The 18,331-nt window shown below is 65.3% G+C and carries 14 protein-coding genes; 8 read left to right on the forward strand and 6 right to left on the reverse strand.

The window, feature by feature from the left end; genetic code table 11:
- The first annotated feature begins 2 nt into the window (after positions 1 to 2).
- From dapF to ACQR3T_RS06195, 3 genes are all read left to right on the forward strand, one after another.
- Positions 3 to 872: a diaminopimelate epimerase gene (gene dapF, locus ACQR3T_RS06185; RefSeq protein WP_428692782.1), complete on the forward strand. Its 870-nt coding sequence runs from the start codon at positions 3 to 5 to the stop codon at positions 870 to 872.
- A gap of 79 nt (positions 873 to 951) precedes the next feature.
- A complete protein-coding gene (gene hflX, locus ACQR3T_RS06190) occupies positions 952 to 2,487 on the forward strand; it encodes a GTPase HflX (protein ID WP_428692783.1) in 1,536 nt (511 codons plus the stop codon).
- 5 nt (positions 2,488 to 2,492) lie between these two features.
- Entirely contained in the window at positions 2,493 to 3,581 is a 1,089-nt protein-coding gene (locus ACQR3T_RS06195) for a hypothetical protein (protein ID WP_428692784.1), read from the forward strand.
- A gap of 30 nt (positions 3,582 to 3,611) precedes the next feature.
- Here the strand turns inward: ACQR3T_RS06195 and ACQR3T_RS06200 are convergent, their stop codons facing one another.
- Genes ACQR3T_RS06200 through ACQR3T_RS06215 form a run of 4 tightly spaced genes read right to left on the reverse strand, consistent with a single transcriptional unit; the run spans position 3,612 to position 7,745 of the window.
- Complete coding sequence (locus ACQR3T_RS06200) at positions 3,612 to 3,869, reverse strand: HPr family phosphocarrier protein (protein WP_032377711.1); 258 nt, start codon at positions 3,867 to 3,869, stop codon at positions 3,612 to 3,614.
- A 43-nt stretch (positions 3,870 to 3,912) separates the two neighbouring features.
- A complete protein-coding gene (locus ACQR3T_RS06205) occupies positions 3,913 to 5,961 on the reverse strand; it encodes a PTS fructose transporter subunit IIABC (RefSeq protein ID WP_032377712.1) in 2,049 nt (682 codons plus the stop codon).
- 9 nt (positions 5,962 to 5,970) lie between these two features.
- Positions 5,971 to 6,981, reverse strand: coding sequence for a 1-phosphofructokinase family hexose kinase (locus ACQR3T_RS06210; RefSeq protein WP_032377713.1), 1,011 nt, complete (start codon positions 6,979 to 6,981; stop codon positions 5,971 to 5,973).
- On the reverse strand, positions 6,978 to 7,745 hold the full coding sequence (locus ACQR3T_RS06215; RefSeq protein ID WP_032377714.1) for a DeoR/GlpR family DNA-binding transcription regulator: 768 nt from the start codon (positions 7,743 to 7,745) through the stop codon (positions 6,978 to 6,980). Before ACQR3T_RS06215 ends, ACQR3T_RS06210 begins: the two co-directional genes overlap by 4 nt.
- A 171-nt stretch (positions 7,746 to 7,916) precedes the next feature.
- Between ACQR3T_RS06215 and ptsP the strand changes: the two genes are divergently transcribed.
- The 3 genes from ptsP (at position 7,917) to ACQR3T_RS06230 (ending at position 12,231) form a co-directional block, all read left to right on the forward strand.
- Positions 7,917 to 9,647, forward strand: coding sequence for a phosphoenolpyruvate--protein phosphotransferase (gene ptsP, locus ACQR3T_RS06220; protein WP_052070385.1), 1,731 nt, complete (start codon positions 7,917 to 7,919; stop codon positions 9,645 to 9,647).
- 20 nt (positions 9,648 to 9,667) lie between these two features.
- Positions 9,668 to 10,939 (forward strand): uracil-xanthine permease family protein, encoded by a 1,272-nt coding sequence (locus tag ACQR3T_RS06225; RefSeq protein WP_197914403.1) that lies wholly within the window; start codon positions 9,668 to 9,670, stop codon positions 10,937 to 10,939.
- 149 nt (positions 10,940 to 11,088) lie between these two features.
- Positions 11,089 to 12,231 (forward strand): acyl-CoA dehydrogenase family protein, encoded by a 1,143-nt coding sequence (locus ACQR3T_RS06230; RefSeq protein WP_032378423.1) that lies wholly within the window; start codon positions 11,089 to 11,091, stop codon positions 12,229 to 12,231.
- 77 nt (positions 12,232 to 12,308) lie between these two features.
- On the opposite strand, the gene lexA is transcribed toward ACQR3T_RS06230, so the two are convergent.
- Positions 12,309 to 12,986, reverse strand: a complete 678-nt coding sequence (gene lexA, locus ACQR3T_RS06235; RefSeq protein ID WP_428693072.1) for a transcriptional repressor LexA — start codon at positions 12,984 to 12,986, stop codon at positions 12,309 to 12,311.
- 394 nt (positions 12,987 to 13,380) lie between these two features.
- Here lexA and ACQR3T_RS06240 point away from each other — a divergent pair, with 394 nt between their 5' ends.
- The gene (locus ACQR3T_RS06240; protein WP_032377717.1) at positions 13,381 to 13,776 is read left to right on the forward strand and encodes a hypothetical protein; all 396 of its coding nucleotides are present in this window, start codon (positions 13,381 to 13,383) and stop codon (positions 13,774 to 13,776) included.
- 101 nt (positions 13,777 to 13,877) lie between these two features.
- Complete coding sequence (nrdR, locus tag ACQR3T_RS06245) at positions 13,878 to 14,342, forward strand: transcriptional regulator NrdR (protein ID WP_008716872.1); 465 nt, start codon at positions 13,878 to 13,880, stop codon at positions 14,340 to 14,342.
- 38 nt (positions 14,343 to 14,380) lie between these two features.
- On the opposite strand, the gene hrpA is transcribed toward nrdR, so the two are convergent.
- Entirely contained in the window at positions 14,381 to 18,277 is a 3,897-nt protein-coding gene (gene hrpA, locus ACQR3T_RS06250; RefSeq protein ID WP_428692785.1) for an ATP-dependent RNA helicase HrpA, read from the reverse strand.
- Between the last annotated feature and the right edge of the window lie 54 nt (positions 18,278 to 18,331).

An 18,331-nucleotide genomic window follows, 5' to 3' on the forward strand; every position in this document is an offset into this window, starting at 1 on the left:
CCATGGAATTCGCCAAAGGCCACGGAACGCAGAACGACTTCGTCGTACTGCCGGATCCGTCAGCCGAGCTCGAACTCACCAGATCGGCAGTCGCAGTGTTGTGCGATCGACGCCAGGGCATCGGTGCCGACGGCATCCTGCGCGTCGCCCGAGCCGGTGTACTCCGAGACGCAGGCGTACTCGATCGACTTCCGTCGGGTGTCGAGCCCGACGACTGGTTCATGGACTATCGCAACGGCGACGGCACGATAGCCGAGATGTGCGGCAACGGTGTTCGCGTGTTCGCCCACTACCTGCGTGTACACGACCTCGAACATCGCGATCAGTTCGTGGTGGGTTCGCGGGCCGGTGCGCGCGCGGTGACGGTGCACTCGTTCGACGACACCGACGCCGATGTCACCGTCGCGATGGGTGATGTCACGTTGATGGGCTCGAGCTCGGTGGCCATTGCGGGCGGCTCGTACGAGGGCGTCGGGATAGACGTCGGCAACCCGCATCTGGCCTGCGTCGACGGCACGTTGACCCGCGCGGCTCTGGGCGCGCTCGACCTGTCCGCACCGCCGACCCTCGACCCCGAGTTCTTTCCCCGCGGGGCGAACGTGGAGCTGCTGACCAGGCTGGACGACGGCGGTGTCGAGATGCGGGTGTTCGAACGCGGCGTCGGCGAGACGCGGTCGTGTGGCACCGGCACGGTGGCCGCAGCCGCGGCCGCGTTGTCGTACGAGGGCCTCGAGACCGGTGAGGTGAGCGTCGGCGTACTCGGTGGTCGGGTCAGCGTGCACATCGATCATGTCGGTGCCACCCTCCGCGGGCCCTCGGTCCTGCTCGCCCGCGGCGAGATCGACGACCGGTGGTTCGCGGACCAGAACTGACGTCTCCTCGGGCCTCGTGCGTGGGCGGAGCCGAAACCCGCGTGCATACGCTGGGATTTTCGTGGATCATGGGGGATGTATGACGAACTCACATGAAACATCACCTGCGGGCGAACCGGTCGAGAATGCCGACGGTTCACCCGACACCGCATCTGCATGGACCCGCGAGGAGTCCGACGCGTGGTCGAGGCGGTTGGCCCGATCTCCGCTCAACGACGAGGACCCGTCCTCGGGTGACATGCAGCTCGAAGAACGCACCGCGCTACGACGAGTGGCCGGCCTGTCCACCGAGCTCACCGACGTCACCGAGGTCGAGTACCGACAGCTGCGCCTCGAGCGCGTCGTGTTGGTCGGAGTGTGGACCACCGGTACGGCTGCGCAGGCGGAGTCCAGCATGACCGAACTTGCGGCGCTGGCCGAGACGGCAGGCTCGGAGGTACTCGAGGCGTTGATGCAACGGCGCGACAAGCCCGATGCTGCGACGTACATCGGTTCCGGTAAGGCAAAAGAGGTCCGCGACATCGTGCTCGCGACCGGAGCCGACACGGTGATCTGCGACGGCGAACTGACCCCCGCCCAGCTCAACGCGCTGGAGAAGGTCGTCAAGGTCAAGGTCATCGACCGCACCGCGCTGATCCTCGACATCTTCGCGCAGCATGCGACGTCGCGAGAAGGCAAGGCGCAGGTCGCTTTCGCGCAGATGGAGTACATGTTGCCCAGGCTTCGCGGCTGGGGCGAGTCGATGTCGCGTCAGGCCGGTGGCCGTGCGGGTAGCAACGGCGGTGTCGGTCTGCGTGGACCGGGTGAAACGAAGATCGAGACCGACCGTCGACGCATCCGTGAGCGGATGGCCAAGCTGCGCCGCGAGATCAAGGGCATGAAGCAGGCCCGCGACACCAAACGGGAACAGCGACTGAGCGGCACGGTGCCGTCCATCGCGATCGTCGGTTACACCAACGCGGGCAAGTCGAGTCTGCTGAACGCGTTGACCGGTTCCGGTGTGCTGGTTCAGAATGCGCTGTTCGCCACCCTCGATCCCACGACGCGTAAGTCGACTCTCGAGGACGGTCGCGCGATCGTGCTGACCGATACCGTCGGCTTCGTTCGGCATCTCCCGACTCAATTGGTCGAGGCTTTCCGCTCGACGCTCGAGGAGGTCACCGACGCCGATCTGCTGCTGCACGTCGTCGACGGCTCCGATCCGCTCCCGCTCGATCAGATCAAGGCCGTCCGTGAAGTGATCACCGACGTGGTTCGCGAGCAGGATGCGAAGATGCCGCCGGAATTGTTGGTGGTCAACAAGATCGACGCTGCCGACCCGGTGCAGCTCACGCAGTTGCGGGGGCTGCTCGACGGCGCACGGTTCGTTTCGGCGAAGACCGGTGAGGGCATCGACGCCTTGCGCGATCACCTCGGCGACATCCTGTCCGAGCCCGACGTGCTGGTGGACGTCCTCGTGCCGTACACCCGCGGCGATCTGGTCGCGCGGATCCACACCGATGGTCGAATCGTGCAGTCCACGCACGAGGAGGACGGCACCCGCGTCGAAGCTCGGGTGCCGCAGTCGCTGGCAGCTGCGCTCGTCGAGTTCACGGCTGTCGTCCCCAGCGCCTGACGTCGATGGGGCCACGGCTGGTGGTGCGTGGCGTTGCCGCGTCTGTGGTCGCCACCGCCACCGCGTTCTCCGGAACGGCGTTCGCCGCACCGATCGATGCGGAAACATACTGTCTGCCAACTGATCCCGGTCTCGCGGAATTGTCCGGGATGACGTCGATCGACGGTGTCCTGTACGCGATCGGAGACAGTGGGGCCGACGATCGGGTCGCGGTGCTCGACGCGAACTGTGCAGTGGATCGGTGGATCGACGTACCCGTCGACCCGTACGACGTCGAGGACCTGACCGCCTACGACGGTTCGCTGTGGTTGGCCGACGTCGGCGACAACCAGATGCGGCGCGACACAGTGGCATTGACGCGAATGGACCCGACGACGGGCGCGGGCGAACTGCACCGGCTCACCTACCCCGACGGCGCGCACGACGCCGAGACGGTGTTGATCGAACCCGGCGGTCGACCGGTGATCGTCACCAAGGAACTCTCGGGCGTCAGCGGAGTGTACGTACCGACCGGAGACGAATCCGTCACCGAACTGAGCAGTCCGGGGCCGACGACCCTCCGCAAGGTAGGCGACATGGCGTTCTCCGCTACCGGGACTGTCGGTGGTCCGCCGTTCGTGGTCGGATCGATTCTGGCGACCGGGGGAGCGGTGAGCCTCGACGGCACCGTCGCCGCAGTGCGCACGTACACCGATGTGTACCTGTTTCGTTCGTCCGGCGGCGACATCGCGTCGGCGTTGGTCGCCCCGGACGCGCCGCGTGCGGTGGTGGCGTTACCCGATCAACCGCAGGGTGAGGCACTGGCGTTCCTGGACGATGGAAGCCTGCTCCTGGCATCGGAGGCCGGGTTCGGTCCCACCGACGGAATTCTTCCACCCATTCTTCGACTTCCGGATGCGCAGTCACTGGAGCTTTCTGCCCCCGAACGCGCAGCGCCGCGCTCGGTATCGCCGACACCGAGCGCAGATCAGCCCTCGGAGACGCCGACAGCGACGGACTCGGAATGGGAATTCCGAGCGGCCGTCGCTGCCGGTGTGGTGCTGATCGCCGGAGCGGTGGGATTCACCGTCCGGCGATCGAGGCGTTCTCGTTAGGCGTCGCAGGAGTGGAGCCTGCGGAACGACCTATGCATCCAGGTCTGCTTCGACGAGTGCGACGACCTTGTCCAGTGCTGCCTGGTCGTCACTGGTGACGGTGACTTCGGTGCCCTTGGTGGCTCCGAGCGTCATGATCATCAGGGCCGAACCTGCGTCCACCGGCTCCGAGTCGGCCACTGCGAGGGTAACGTCCACGCCGGCTTCGGCGACGGCGTCGGCGATCAGTGCTGCGGGACGAGCGTGCAGACCGATCGAAGATCCGACGGCGACTGTGGTGCTGGGCATGTGCTGCTCCTTCGTAGTGGGGTCGTTGCGATCGTAGCGAGTGTCAGACGGTGGCGAGTGCCGGATCGAGTTCGGCCTCGGTCGGGGCGTTCTTGCCCTTGACGAACTGCTTGGCCGAGACGACCAGGAACGCCGAGACGATGGTTCCGACGGCCAGAGACACGATGAACCACAGGATGTTTCCGATGGCGAAGAACACGAAGATTCCGCCGTGGGGCGCGCTGAGGGTGACGTTGAAGGCCATGATCATGGCACCGGTGACTGCGCCACCGGCCATCATCGAGGGGATGACGCGGAACGGGTCGGCCGCAGCGAACGGAATTGCGCCCTCGGAGATGAATGCTGCTCCGAGGAACCAGGCAGCCTTGCCGTTCTCACGCTCGGCCTCGGTGAACAGACGCGAGCGAACGGTCGAGGCCAGTGCCATGGCGAGCGGCGGCACCATTCCTGCGGCCATGACCGCTGCCATGATGCGCAGTGATGCGGTGTCGGTGACCGACAGGCCTGCCGTCGCGAATGCGTAGGCAGCCTTGTTGACCGGTCCGCCGAGGTCGAAGCACATCATCAGGCCGAGGATGATGCCGAGGATGATGACCGAGGAACCGCTGAGTCCGTTGAGCCAGTCGGTCAGTCCGCTGGTGATAGCGGCGAGGGGCTTGCCGAGCAGCAGGAACATGATCGCGCCGACGATGAGGGTGGCGAACAGCGGAATGATGACGACCGGCATGAGGCCGCGCAGAACGGCGGGGATCTTCCACTTGCTGATCCACAGTGCGACGAAGCCGGCGATCAGACCACCGACGAGACCGCCGATGAAGCCTGCACCCACCAGAACGGCGACCGCTCCTGCGGTGAATCCTGGTGCCAGACCTGGTCTGTCTGCAATGGCGTAGGAAATGTAGCCGGCCAGCGCGGGGACCAGGAAGCTGAACGAGAGTGCGCCGATCTGGAAGAGCACGGCACCGAGATAAGTCGTCAGTCCGCCGTCGGGAAGTGCGGTGATCGAGTTGTTGACGACGATATCTTCGGCCACGCCGGAGATCTCGTAGCCACCGAGCAGGAAGCCGAGAGCGATCAGCAGACCACCGGCCGCGACGAACGGGATCATGTAGCTGACGCCGGTCAGCAGGATCTGGCGAATGCGGGTGCCCCAGCCGAGCTCGCCGGCAGACTCGTTGGAGCCGGCCGCGACTGCGGTACCGCCGACGCGAGCTGCGTCCGGGTTCAGTGCGGCCCGAAGTGCTTCGGTGAGCATGACGTCGGGCTCGTTGATGGCGCGCTTGACGCCCGAGGAGATCACGGGCTTGCCGGCGAAACGTTCGCGGCCCTTGACGCCGACATCGGTGGCGAAGATGACTGCTTCGGCTCCGGCGATGATCGAAGGATCCAGCGGCGTGCTGCCGCTCGAGCCCTGGGTCTCGACGTGAACGGTGACTCCGGCGCGCTCGCCTGCGGCGACCAGCGAGTCGGCAGCCATGTAGGTGTGCGCGATTCCGGTGGGGCAGGCGGTGACCGCGACGATGTGCTTCGGGGCCGAGGACGCCTCGGCCGGGGTGGCGGCCGCACTGTGCTTGGCGGTGTCGACCGGAGCTGCGGCGGGAGTGGCTGCGGCAGGCTTGGCGGCCGGGTTGATGACACCGTCGACGAGCGTGACGATCTCGGTGGCCGAGGACGCGTTGCGCAGTGAGGTGACGAACTCCGGCTTCACCAGTGCTCGGGCCAGGCTGGAGAGCAGCTTCATGTGGGCCGAACCGGCACCGGCCGGAGCGGCGATCAGGAAGACGAGGTCTGCGGGACCGTCGGGGGCTCCGAAATCGACCTTCGGGTTCAGGCGTGCGAAGCCGAGCGAGGCGGAGGTGACTGCCTCGGAGCGGCAGTGCGGGATGGCGATGCCGCCGGGCAGGCCGGTTGCCGACTGTGCTTCGCGGGCCAGTGCGGCATCGCGCAGAGCGGCGGTATCGGTTGCGCGACCTGCGGATGCCAGAACACCGGCGAGGCGTTCGATGACGGCATCCTTGGATTCGCCGAGATCGGCGTCGAGGAGGATCAGATCCTCGGCGATGATCTGCTGATCTTCGGTGGGGCTGGACATTGGAGACTCCTAGAGACGGTTCGAAGAAGGAGAGAGCGTGGACGGGGTGACGGACGTGGGGAGGTCGAGCGCGCGAACCGTCACCGAAGTCGGGTGGGTCTGCTCGGGCAGTGGAAGCGTGGTGCCTGGTAGTGCGGTGGCTGCTGTTCCGTAGGCGACGGCGCGGCGTAATTTGTCTGCGGCGGAGCAGTTCTCGGCATCGGCGAGGATGTAGCCGGCGAGTGAGGAATCGCCTGCGCCGACCGTGCTGACCGCGGTGATCGGGGGCGGGCTGGCGTACCAGGAACCGTCCTCGGTGACCAGTACGGCCCCGGCGCTGCCGAGCGTGGCCAGTACCGCGCCGACACCTCGGCCGAGAAGGATGGTGCTGGCCGCGATGGCGGCAGTGGGATCACCCTGTGCCGCTGCGCTTTCCAGCTCCTCCGAATCATACCCGGTCAGTTGGGCAAGTTCCTCGGAATTGGGTTTGATCAGGTCCGGAGCCGATGCCGGGAACGTTGCCGCGAGAGCGAGGAGCGGCTCGTCGGAGGTGTCGACGGCGACCTTGGCCGAGGTGGCACGCAACGCGGTGACGAGCTCGGCGTACCAATCCACCGGTAGGCCGGGAGGAAGGGAACCCGACAGGACAACCCATTCGGCACCGACTGCGAGAGAGAGCACTCGTTCCCGCAGCTCGGCGCGGGTCTGCTCCGACACGGTTGCGCCCGGCTCGTTGATCTTGGTGGTGGTACCACCGATCTCGCTGACCGTGATGTTGGTTCGGGCAAGCCCCGACGTCGGAACTGCCGAGTACCGCACTCCTTTCGCGGCCATCGCGTCGAGCAGCGGGTCGCCGACGTTGGCCGGGAGCACTGCCAACGCCTCGACACCGGATCCGCCGAGAACGCGAGCGACGTTGACGCCCTTGCCGCCCGGGTCGGTGGACGACGTCGACGCCCGGTGCACGCCGCCGCGGACGAGCGGTACGTCGAGTGTGACCGTGCGGTCCATGCTCGGGTTGGCCGTGAGTGTGACCATCATGCGATCACCACCTCGATTCCTTTGTCGCTGAGATTCTTACGGTCGTGGGTAGAGATGTCGCTGTCGGTGACGATGACGTCGATGGACTCCACTCGGGCGAAACTCACCAGGTGCTCGCGGCCGATCTTCGACGAATCGGCCAGTACGACAACATGATTCGCTGCATCGACCATCGCGCGCTTGACTGCTGCCTCGTCGCTGTCCGGGGTGGACAGCCCGTGCCCGACGCTGATGGCGTTGGTGCCGATGAACGCGACGTCCACCCGGAGCCATTCGAGAGCGCGCAGTGCTTCGTCGCCGACGGCCGCCTGAGTGGTTCCGCGGACACGCCCGCCGAGCAATCGAAGATTGATGTTCGGCATGGTCGCAGCCCGAGCGGCGATCGGTACCGAGTTGGTCACCAATATCAGCTCGCGATCGTGTGGAAGCAGGCCTGCCAGCCGGCCCGTCGTGGTGCCGGCGTCGAACACGGCGCTGCCGCCCACCGGCGGCAGGAAGGACAACGCCGCGGCTGCGATTGCATCCTTCTGATCTGCGCGAGTGAATTCGCGCTCGGATACGCCGGGCTCGAGTGTGGTCAGAGCGGATGCGGGTACTGCTCCACCGTGGACGCGGCGCACGACTCCCATTCGGTCGAGAGTGGCGAGGTCGCGCCGCACGGTTTCGGTGGTGACGCCGTACGTGGCAGAAAGATCGTTGACGGAGACGCGTCCTTGCGTACTGATCAGTTCGGCAATCGCGTGCTGTCGTTCTTCGGCGTACACCTGCGTCTCCTTCCCGGTTGATGTTGCTTTATGTTGTTTTACGCCCGTGTGTGTTGACATGTCAAGGCTTTGGAGTAATCTCGGTCACAACACAGGCAAGCAATTGAGTACGCCACAGCTCGCCGATCAGTACGAAGACCATTTGTTCACGCAGGATCCGAGGAGGACCACATGACGGGATCGGTTAGCACCGCGTCGACCGGACACGCAGACACGACAGTCGATGCTGCCGGGACCGGAGCAGCGCAGACGACACTGCGCGGCACGCCCGTCGTGCCCGGTGTCGGATACGGTCCCGTCATTCGCCCCGGTGCTCGTCCGTCCATTCCCGCCGATACCGGCGAGGTGGCAGAGGCCGATCGGGAGTCCGAGAAGGCTGTGTTCGACGCTGCCGCGAACGCCGTCGCCACTCGATTGCGCGGTCGCGCCGAGCTGGCGACGGGAGCTGCGTCGGAGGTGCTGTCGGCCAATGCCGCGATGGCAACCGACCGCGGATGGCTCGGTGCCGCGCGCTCTTCGATCGCCAAGGGCAGTTCTGCCGTCGCCGCAACCGCTGCGGCCACCGAGAAGTTCGCTGCCATGTTCACCCAGCTCGGCGGCCTGATGGCCGAGCGAGTGACAGACCTGCGCGACATTCGCGACCGCGTCATCGCCGAGATCCTGGGTGTTCCGGAGCCCGGTGTTCCCGTGCCGGCCGAACCGTCGATTCTGTTCGCCGACGACCTGGCGCCGGCCGACACCGCGGGCCTCGACCCCACCCTGATCGTCGGACTTGCGACCTCGCTCGGAGGTCCGACCAGCCACACCGCGATCATCGCCCGCCAGCTCGGCATCCCGTGCATCGTTGCCGTGGCAGGCCTCGACGACATCGCGGCAGGTACGAATGCAGCTGTCGACGGAACGAGCGGCCGCATCGACCTCGAACCCGACGCCGACTCGGCCCGCGCTGCGGTGGTCTCCGCCCGCGACGAGCTCGACCGAGTGTCCCAATGGGTCGGCCCAGGCAGGACTGCCGACGGTCACGCGGTCGACATCCTCGCCAATGTGCAGGACGGGGCGGGTGCCCGGGCAGCGCGATCGAGCGCAGCAGACGGAGTCGGCCTGTTCCGCACCGAACTGTGCTTCCTGGACCGCGATTCCGAACCCACCGTCGACGAGCAGGCCGAGATCTACGCCCAGGTGCTCGACGCATTCGCGGGCAAGAAGGTCGTTGTGCGCACCCTCGACGCCGGTTCGGACAAGCCGCTGAGGTTCGCCACCCATCCCGACGAGGCCAATCCGGCACTGGGCATTCGTGGCATTCGCATCGCCGAGGCCGATCGCGGCATTCTGTATCGACAGCTCGACGGGATCGCTGCCGCCGCGAAGGCAACCGACTCGTCCCCGTGGGTGATGGCTCCGATGATCGCGACCGCGCAGGAAGCGAAGGACTTTGCCGCCGACGTCCGTGAACGCGGACTGACCCCCGGCGTCATGATCGAGGTGCCTGCTGCGGCCCTGCTCGCAGAACACATCCTCGAGCACGTGGACTTCCTGTCCATCGGTACCAACGACCTGGCCCAGTACACGATGGCGGCGGATCGGATGTCTGCTCAGCTCGCCGGGCTGACCGATCCGTGGCAGCCCGCGGTATTGGCCCTGGTGGCGCACACCGCTGCCGCAGGAGCCAAGGTCGGAAAGCCGGTCGGCGTCTGCGGTGAGGCCGCTGCCGATCCGCTGCTGGCCTGTGTGCTGGTCGGACTCGGCATCACTTCTCTGTCTGCTGCGTCTGCCGCCGTCGCACATGTGGGTTCCAAGTTGGCTACGGTCACGCTCGATCAGTGCAAGGCCGCTGCCGAGGCTGCCCTGAAGACCGACAGCACTGCCGCCGCCCGTGAGGCAGTGAGCGCGATCCTCGGCTGACCCAATAGTCTTTTCCCATCATGAGAAATCTGGGTTGGACGCTGCACGGAAACGGAAAAACCGTCGAGTCCGGGGCGGTGGTGGCACCGGACGAACGGTTGTCGTGGCCGCGCACCATCGGTATCGGGATGCAGCACGTCGTCGCCATGTTCGGTGCCACGCTGCTCGTTCCGACGATCACCGGCTTCCCGGTCTCGACGACACTGCTGTTCTCGGGCGTCGGAACGGTGCTGTTCCTGCTCATCACCAGAGGGCGGGTGCCCAGCTATCTGGGGTCGTCCTTCGCATTCCTGGCTCCGCTCGGTGCCACCCAGGCCAACGGCCCGGCCGCGCAACTCGGCGCCGTCCTGTGTGTCGGGGTCGTGCTGGCGGCGATCGGTGTCGTCGTCAAGATCGCCGGTCGGCGTGTGCTCGACGCAGCCATGCCGCCCGTCGTCACTGGTGCCGTGGTCGTGTTGATCGGGCTCAATCTGGCCCCCGCTGCGACCACGTCGTTCGAGGCGCAGCCGCTGATCGCCGCAGTGACGCTGGTTGCCATTCTGCTGGCCACGGCCGTAGGACCGGGACTGCTGGGCCGACTCGGAATTCTGCTCGGTGTCGTCGTGGGCTGGGTCTTCGCCGCCGTCACCGGCGGTATGGCGCAACCACGCCTCGACGCTCTGAGCGCGGCGAGCTGGATCGGTCTGCCCGAGTTTCGTGGACCGTCGTTCGAGCTGTCGGTGATCCTGGTAGCGCTGCCGGTGGTGATCGTCCTGGTGGCCGAGAACGTCGGACACGTCAAAGCGGTCGCGGCGATGACCGGCAAGAACCTCGACGACGTGGCCGGTGACGCGCTGATCGCCGACGGCTTGGCGACCACCCTGGCCGGAGCCGCTGGTGGCTCGGGCACCACCACCTACGCGGAGAACATCGGGGTCATGGCCGCCACTCGCGTCTATTCGACAGCCGCGTACTGGGTCGCGGCCTTCACGGCGATAGTGCTGGCGTTCTCGCCCAAGTTCGGTGCCCTGATCTTCACCGTCCCCGACGGCGTCATCGGGGGAGCGACCCTGGTTCTGTACGGACTCATCGGGCTACTGGGCGTTCGGATCTGGACCGACGCCAAGGTGAACTTCGCCGATCCGGTCAACCTGATCGTCGTCGCGGCGGCGCTCGTCGCGGGCATCGGCGACCTCACGCTGTCGGTGGGCTCGGTCGAACTCGGCGGTATCGCGTGGGGTTCTCTGGGCATCCTGCTGGGCTATCCGATCGTCTCGGCGCTCGCGAAAAGTACCGCCGACCGGCGGACCTAGCGGGGGCGGTCACGGATCGCGCACGTTTTGGTCATCGACCTTCGCTGCACCCCGAACGTACTGTTGGAACGTGACGTCAGTCGTACCGACGACCGCGAATGACACCGTTCACAGGTAGACGTCGGTATGCACCGAACAAGGAGATCTGCGTGGAACGCACACTTTTCGAGCCCGAGCACGAGCTGTTCCGGGAGTCGTACCGGAAGTTTCTCGAACAGCACGTAGCCCCCAATCACGCGAAGTGGGAAGAGCAGAACATCGTCGACCGCGGCGTCTGGGTCGAGGCCGGTAAGCAGGGCTTCCTCGGAACGGCTGCACCGGAGGAGTTCGGCGGCGGCGGCGTCAAGGACTTTCGGTACAACGCCATCGTCACCGAGGAAACCACTCGCGGCGGCTACAGCGGCATCGGCTTCACCCTGCACAACGACGTCGTCGCGCCGTACCTGATCGAGCTGGCCAACGACGAGCAGAAGCAGCGTTGGCTCCCCGGATTCTGCTCGGGTGAGCTGATCACCGCGATCGCCATGACCGAGCCGGGTACCGGAAGCGACCTGCAGGGCATCAAGACCAAGGCCGTTCGCGACGGAGACGACTGGGTGCTGAACGGATCGAAGACGTTCATCACCAACGGAATCAACGCCGATCTGATCATCGTCGTCGCCTGCACCGACCCCGAGAAGGGTGCTCAGGGCTTCAGTCTGCTGGTCGTAGAGCGCGACATGCCCGGTTTCGAGCGCGGCCGCAATCTCGACAAGATCGGGATGAAGGCCCAGGACACAGCCGAACTCAGCTTCACCGACGTGCGCGTGCCCGCGGCCAACCTGCTCGGTGAAGAAGGCATGGGCTTCATCTACCTCATGCAGAATCTTCCCCAGGAACGGCTCTCGATCGCGGTTGTCGCCGCTGCGGCCATGGAATCGGCGCTGGACATGACAATTCAGTACTGCCGCGATCGCAAGGCGTTCGGCAAGTCGATCGGAAAGTTCCAGAACACCCGCTTCGTGTTGGCGGAGTTGGCAACCGAGACCACCGCCACCCGCATCATGGTGGACAAGTTCATCGAACTGCTCAACGCGGGCACCCTGACCGTCCAGGAAGCCGCCATGGCCAAGTGGTGGACCACCGAAAATCAGGTCAAGCTGATCGACCGGTGCCTGCAGTTGCACGGCGGCTACGGCTACATGAAGGAATACCCGATCGCCAAGGCCTACATGGACTCTCGTGTCCAGACGATCTACGGCGGCACCACCGAAATCATGAAAGAGATCATCGGCCGCGGATTGAACCTCTGATCTGCTGATCCGACGAACGCGAAGGGCCGCAGCACAATGTGCTGCGGCCCTTCGCGTGTCACTGCAGAGACGTCGCCCTACAGCTTGCGCATCACGGTGACGACCTTGCCGAGGATGGCAGCGTTGTTACCCGGAATCGGCTCGAACAGCGGGTTGTGCGGCAGCAGCCACACCTCGCCCTTCGACCGCTTGAACGTCTTGACGGTGGCCTCGCCGTCGATCATCGCGGCCACGATGTCTCCGTTGTCGGCCACGGACTGCTGACGGACCACGACCCAGTCACCGTCGCAGATCGCTGCATCGATCATCGACTCGCCGACGACCTTGAGCAGGAACAGCGAACCCTGACCGACCAATTCGCGGGGGAGTGGAAAGACATCCTCGACGGCCTCTTCGGCCAGGATCGGTCCACCGGCTGCGATTCGTCCCAGAACCGGCACGAACGTGGGGGTCGGCAAGCGGTCCTGTTCCTCGGACGAACCGTCGGCCGCAGCAGCAGCTTGATCGGCCTGCACCTCGTCGAGGCCGCGAACGTCGACCGCGCGCGGGCGATTGGCGTCGCGCCGTAGGAATCCCTTCCGCTCCAGAGTGCGTAACTGATGGGCAACGGACGACGTCGACGTCAGGCCGACGGCGTCACCGATCTCACGAATGCTGGGCGGGTAGCCGCGCTCGGTCACCGAAGCTCGAATGACCTCGAGTACCTTTCGCTGTCGCTCCGTCAGGCCGGCGCTGATGTCGGTGCCGACTTCCATGGCCTTGGGCGTCGGTTCCGCGGCAGGCTTCCCTGCTGCGGCCTTCGCGGGCGCGGAAGCGGTCGTCTTGGAACCCGTCGTCTTGGAACCCGTCGTCTTGGAACCCGTGGTCGACCTCGTCGAGGTCTGGTCCTTCATGCTGTCGGCCTCCTGCTGATGTCCTGGATCCGGTCTGCGTGGTTCGGTCTGCGCGGACTGGAGTTGATGGTGTCGACTCGTGTGGCGTGTGGTTTCTGACACGAATCTAGCGTGTATCAGCTGTTGAATCAAACATCTGTTCGACTCGTGTCGCGTTTTCTACAGACTTTGTCGGACGCTCGTGATAGAACTTCGAACAAGCGTCCATCGAACGCCTGATCGAACAATCGATCCAACGAGCGAAGACGAGGTTCCGATGACCATCACCACCGATCGCCCCACCACCGCAGGTGTCCGTACCCGGTCCACTGTCGTCGAACGTCGTCGCCGTGCTCGTCCCGCGCTGCGGAGTTCGATCGCGACGCGCAGTGCGCGAACGACTCCATGCCTGCCGGTTCTGGAGCCGTCCTGGACCGACGTCACCGACCGGGAGGCCGCCGATCGCGAATTCGACGAGACCTCGGCGCACTTCGCCGGCCAGCCGGTCCGGATGCGATCGCTCGTGCTGTGGGTGCTTGCCGTCGTCGTCGTTGCCGGTGGCCTGATCGGAATCGCGAACCTACGAGCTGCGTCGGCCGACGCAGGGGTGCAGCCGGCGGGTGTGGTCGAGGTTCACGACGGAGCTGTAGTCGAGTATGCGCCCGGTAGATGACCACCGGCCCCATCGCACCCGCCGATGACTGAGTATCCTCGACTGACTGCCCCGACACGTATGTTCGACGTCGGCGCATCGGCTACGACGGAGGCTCCTTCATGCATTGCCCGTTCTGCAGGCATCCCGACTCACGCGTGGTCGATTCGCGTGAAATGGACGAGGGGCAAGCAATTCGGCGTCGTCGCTCCTGCCCGGAATGCGGTCGGCGATTCACGACCGTCGAGGCTGCAGTGCTCGCTGTCGTGAAGCGCAGCGGTGTCACCGAACCGTTCAGCCGTGAGAAGGTCGTCAAGGGAGTGCGCAGGGCGTGTCAGGGCAGAGATGTCGACAACGACGCGTTGAATCTCTTGGCTCAACAGGTGGAAGACGCCATCCGCGCCGCCGGTTCCGCCGAAATTCCCAGTAACGAGGTGGGGTTGGCCATTCTCGGTCCGCTGCGCGACCTCGATGAGGTCGCATATCTGCGGTTCGCGTCCGTGTATCGCTCGTTCAGCTCGGCCGAGGATTTCGAGAAGGAAATACATGAGCTGCGCAAGCACCGAGAGTCTGCCGACATCGACTGACGGCCCCCAGCGTGAGCGCGCCTGTGATGGCCGGCGCGTCAGCGCGCTTGATCGGAGATAGCCTTCTCGATGCGCTTCTCCGAGACCGGATATGCAGTCCGAATTCCTTGCGCGAACAGCCCTACCCGCAATTCTTCGATCATCCAGAACAGCTCCTGCACGCCAGCGCTGTTCTTCCGGTTTTCCGGAAGCGAATCCAGCAGCCGTCCGTACGACGCGTAGACGCGGTCGAGTACGTCCATCGCAGCCGCATCACGGCCTGCGCTGCTCGGAAGCGTGGCCAATCTCTTGGTCGCTGCGGCGAGATATCGCGGCAGATCCGCCAGTCTGCGAGAACCGAATTCGGTGACGAAGCCCCGAAAGACCAATCCTTCGAGCTGTTCGCGCACATCCTCGGCGGGCTCACCCGATGCCGTCTGCAATTGCCCCGATACGGCAAGAGCTGCAGTCAATACGGGGCGTACGAGGGCCAGTACCGCGGCGGTGCGCTGTGGAACCTCGGCATTGACCGATGCTCGAAGTTTCTCGAAAGCCTCCGGATCTCGAACAGGTCCACCGTGCGCGTCCATTGCTTCCTCGACCGCGAGAACTCGGCATTCCTCGAGGAGCGCGTCGACACCGCCGTACGGATTCTGGCCGAGGGCAAGGCGTTCGGCAGTCGGGAGACCGGCCAGCAGCGCTTTGGTACCTTTCGGTGCCGTCGACAACAGTAACGTCCGTGTTCCGGAGCGCATCGCTGCTCGCTGTTGGGCGGGGGTGCTCAGGACTCGAACCGCAACGCCCGGTCCTTCGGGCACCAACGCCGGGTACCCGGTGACCTTCTGTCCGCCGACATCACGGGTAACAGTCGACTCCAGTCGGCCCAGAGTGCCCGAGGTCCACGCGAGAGTCGGTGCGCGCTCCGCGTCGCCGACTGCGCTCGCAACCTGACGACCGACTTCGCCGGACAGACTGGTGCGCAGAACGGTCAGATCTTTGTTGCTACCCAACACCTTTCCGGTCGGGTCGACGGCCGCGAAGGTCATTCTCAGGTGGTCGGGCAGCGCCGCGGTGTCGAAGTCCTTCGCGGTGATGTGGCACTGTGCAGCCCGCGACAGCTCGCGTGCCAATGCCGTCACCAGAGTCTCCGCGCGAGGTCTCATGACCGCCAGCGCCGCGGCGGCGAAATCGGGGGCAGGAACAACGTTGCGGCGCAGAGCTTTCGGGAGCGACTTGATCAATGCCGTCACCAACTCCGCGCGCATCCCCGGAACCAGCCAATCGAACCCCACCGGCTGAACCTGAGCGAGCAGCGCTATCGGAATTCGTGCGGTGACTCCGTCGGCGGCCGTACCCGGCTCGAACTGGTAGGTCAGCGGAAACTGGATCTCACCCTGTCGCCACGCGTCGGGATACGCGCCGGTGAGCACCGAGGCCGCGTCGGAGTTGACGACTGTGTCCGTCGTGAAGTCCAGCAGGGACGGGTCCGGTCGACGGGCTTTCTTCCACCACGTGTCGAAGTGTCGCGCCGATACCGCTTCGGGGGCGATACGCGCATCGTAGAAGTCGAACAGTGCGTCGTCGTCCACGACGATGTCGCGCCGCCGAGCACGGTGTTCGAGTTCACCGACGTCGTCCAGTAGAGCCCGGTTCTTGTGGAAGAACGCATGCTGGGTCTTCCATTCGCCCTCCACCAGTGCGTGTCTGATGAACAACTCCCGTGACGCCTCGGCGTCGATGCGGTGGTAGTTCACCGGTCGCTGCGTGACCAGAGGAATGCCGTACAGCGTCACCCGCTCGTACGCCATCGCGGATTCGCGCTTGATGGACCAGTGCGGTTCCGAGTACGTCCGCTTGACCAGGTGCGGTGCGAGCCGCTCGGCCCATTCGGGTTCGATGCGAGCGGCCATCCGGCCCCACAGGCGTCCGGTCTCCACCAGTTCGGCGGCCATGACCCACCGCGGGGGCTTCTTGAAGAGCCCGGACCCGGGGAAGATCGCGAAGTGCGCTCCGCGTGCGCCCAGGAACTCGCGCTTGTCACCCTCCCTGAGTCCGACGTGGGAGAGCAGCCCCGACAGTAGTGATTGGTGCAGAGCGGTTTCGGTGGAGTCGGCATCGGGCACCGTCCAGCCGAGTCCGCGAGTGATCTGACGGAGTTGGCCGTGTAGATCCTGCCACTCGCGAATCCGCAGGTAGTGCAGAAATTCGGTGCGGCACATGCGCCGGAACTGGTTGGACGACAGCTCGTTCCGTTGTTCGCGCAGGTACGTCCACAGCTTGACGTAAGCCAGGAAGTCGGAGTTCTCGACTGCGAAGCGGGCGTGTTTCTCGTCCGCAGCCTGCTGATGCTCGGCGGGCCGTTCCCTGACGTCCTGAATCGACAGGGCCGACACCACCACCAGTGCGTCCCGCAGCGACCCGTTGCCGTTGGCCTCGACCAACATTCGCGCCATTCGTGGATCGACCGGCAGCGCCGACAGTTCCCGGCCGATGGGGGTGAGTTCCGCCGTGCCGTCCTTGGTGGCCGGCTTCAGCGCCCCCAATTCTTCGAGCAGGCCGATCCCGTCCCGAATGCTGCGCGGGTCCGGTGGCTCGACGAACGGGAAGGCGTCGATCTTGCCGAGCCCGAGGGCGGTCATCTGCAAAATGACCGACGCCAGGTTGGTGCGCAGGATCTCCGGCTCGGTGAACTGCGGCCGCGACTCGAAGTCCTCTTCCGAGTACAACCGGATGCAGATACCGTCGGCGACGCGGCCGCAGCGGCCGGCTCGCTGCCGCGCCGACGCCTGGGAGATCGGTTCGATGGGCAGTCGTTGCACCTTGGTGCGCAACGAGTATCGCGAGATGCGAGCCGTGCCGGGATCGACGACGTAGCGAATGCCGGGAACTGTCAACGACGTCTCCGCAACGTTCGTCGAGAGCACCACGCGTCGGCCCGAGTGCGGTGAGAACACCCGATGCTGTTCGGCCGCAGACAATCTCGCGTACAGAGGCACGATCTCGGTGTTACGCAGATTGCGGTCGTTCAAAGCGTCCGCGGTGTCGCGGATCTCGCGTTCACCGGACAGGAACACCAGAATGTCGCCGTCGCCCTCGGCTGTCAACTCGTCGACAGCCTGGCAGGTGGCATCGACAGGATCGAGGTCGATCGTGGTGTCGCCGGCGTCGACGGTCAGTGGCCGGTAGCGCATTTCGACCGGGAACGTGCGGCCGGACACTTCGATGATCGGAGCGGGTACGCCGCCGCGGGCGAAGTGTTGGGCAAATCGTTCCGGATCGATCGTCGCCGAGGTGATGATGATCTTCAGATCGGGTCGCCGGGGGAGTAACTGCGCGAGGTAACCCAGGATGAAGTCGATGTTGAGGCTGCGCTCGTGGGCCTCGTCGATGATGAGGGTGTCGTACTGGCGAAGCAGTCTGTCTCGCTGGATCTCGGCCAGGAGAATTCCGTCGGTCATCAGTTTGACGAGGGTCGAATCCGAGGACTGATCGGTGAATCTCACCTTGTAGCCGATGGATTCGCCCAGGGGCTCGCCGACTTCCTCGGCGATGCGCTCGGCCACCGTACGTGCGGCGAGCCGGCGCGGTTGGGTGTGACCGATCGACCCGCGAATTCCGCGACCGAGTGCGAGACAGATCTTCGGAATCTGGGTGGTCTTACCCGAGCCGGTTTCACCGGCGACGATCACGACCTGATGCTCGGCGATGGCGGCGGAGATGTCGTCCTTGCGGAGACTGACCGGAAGTGACTCCGGGAACTCGAGGGTGGGGACCGCTGCTCTGCGATGGGCGACCACGGCTTCGGCGCGAGCGACATCGCGATCGAGGGCTGCGAACGCGTCGTCGGTGCGGGCCTTGTCCAGCCGCCGCCGCAGTCGGTTCTCGTCGCGGATGGTGACGTTCGCCAGACGTGTGGCGAGAGATTTTCGCTGACCGGACGGATTCGAGGTAGACATACTCACACCAGGATATCCGTATCTACGCAACCTTCGTGAATGCCGGCCGCGACT

Origin of the sequence: Rhodococcus sp. IEGM1428, from assembly GCF_050321865.1 — a bacterium.
Lineage (GTDB): Bacteria > Actinomycetota > Actinomycetes > Mycobacteriales > Mycobacteriaceae > Rhodococcoides.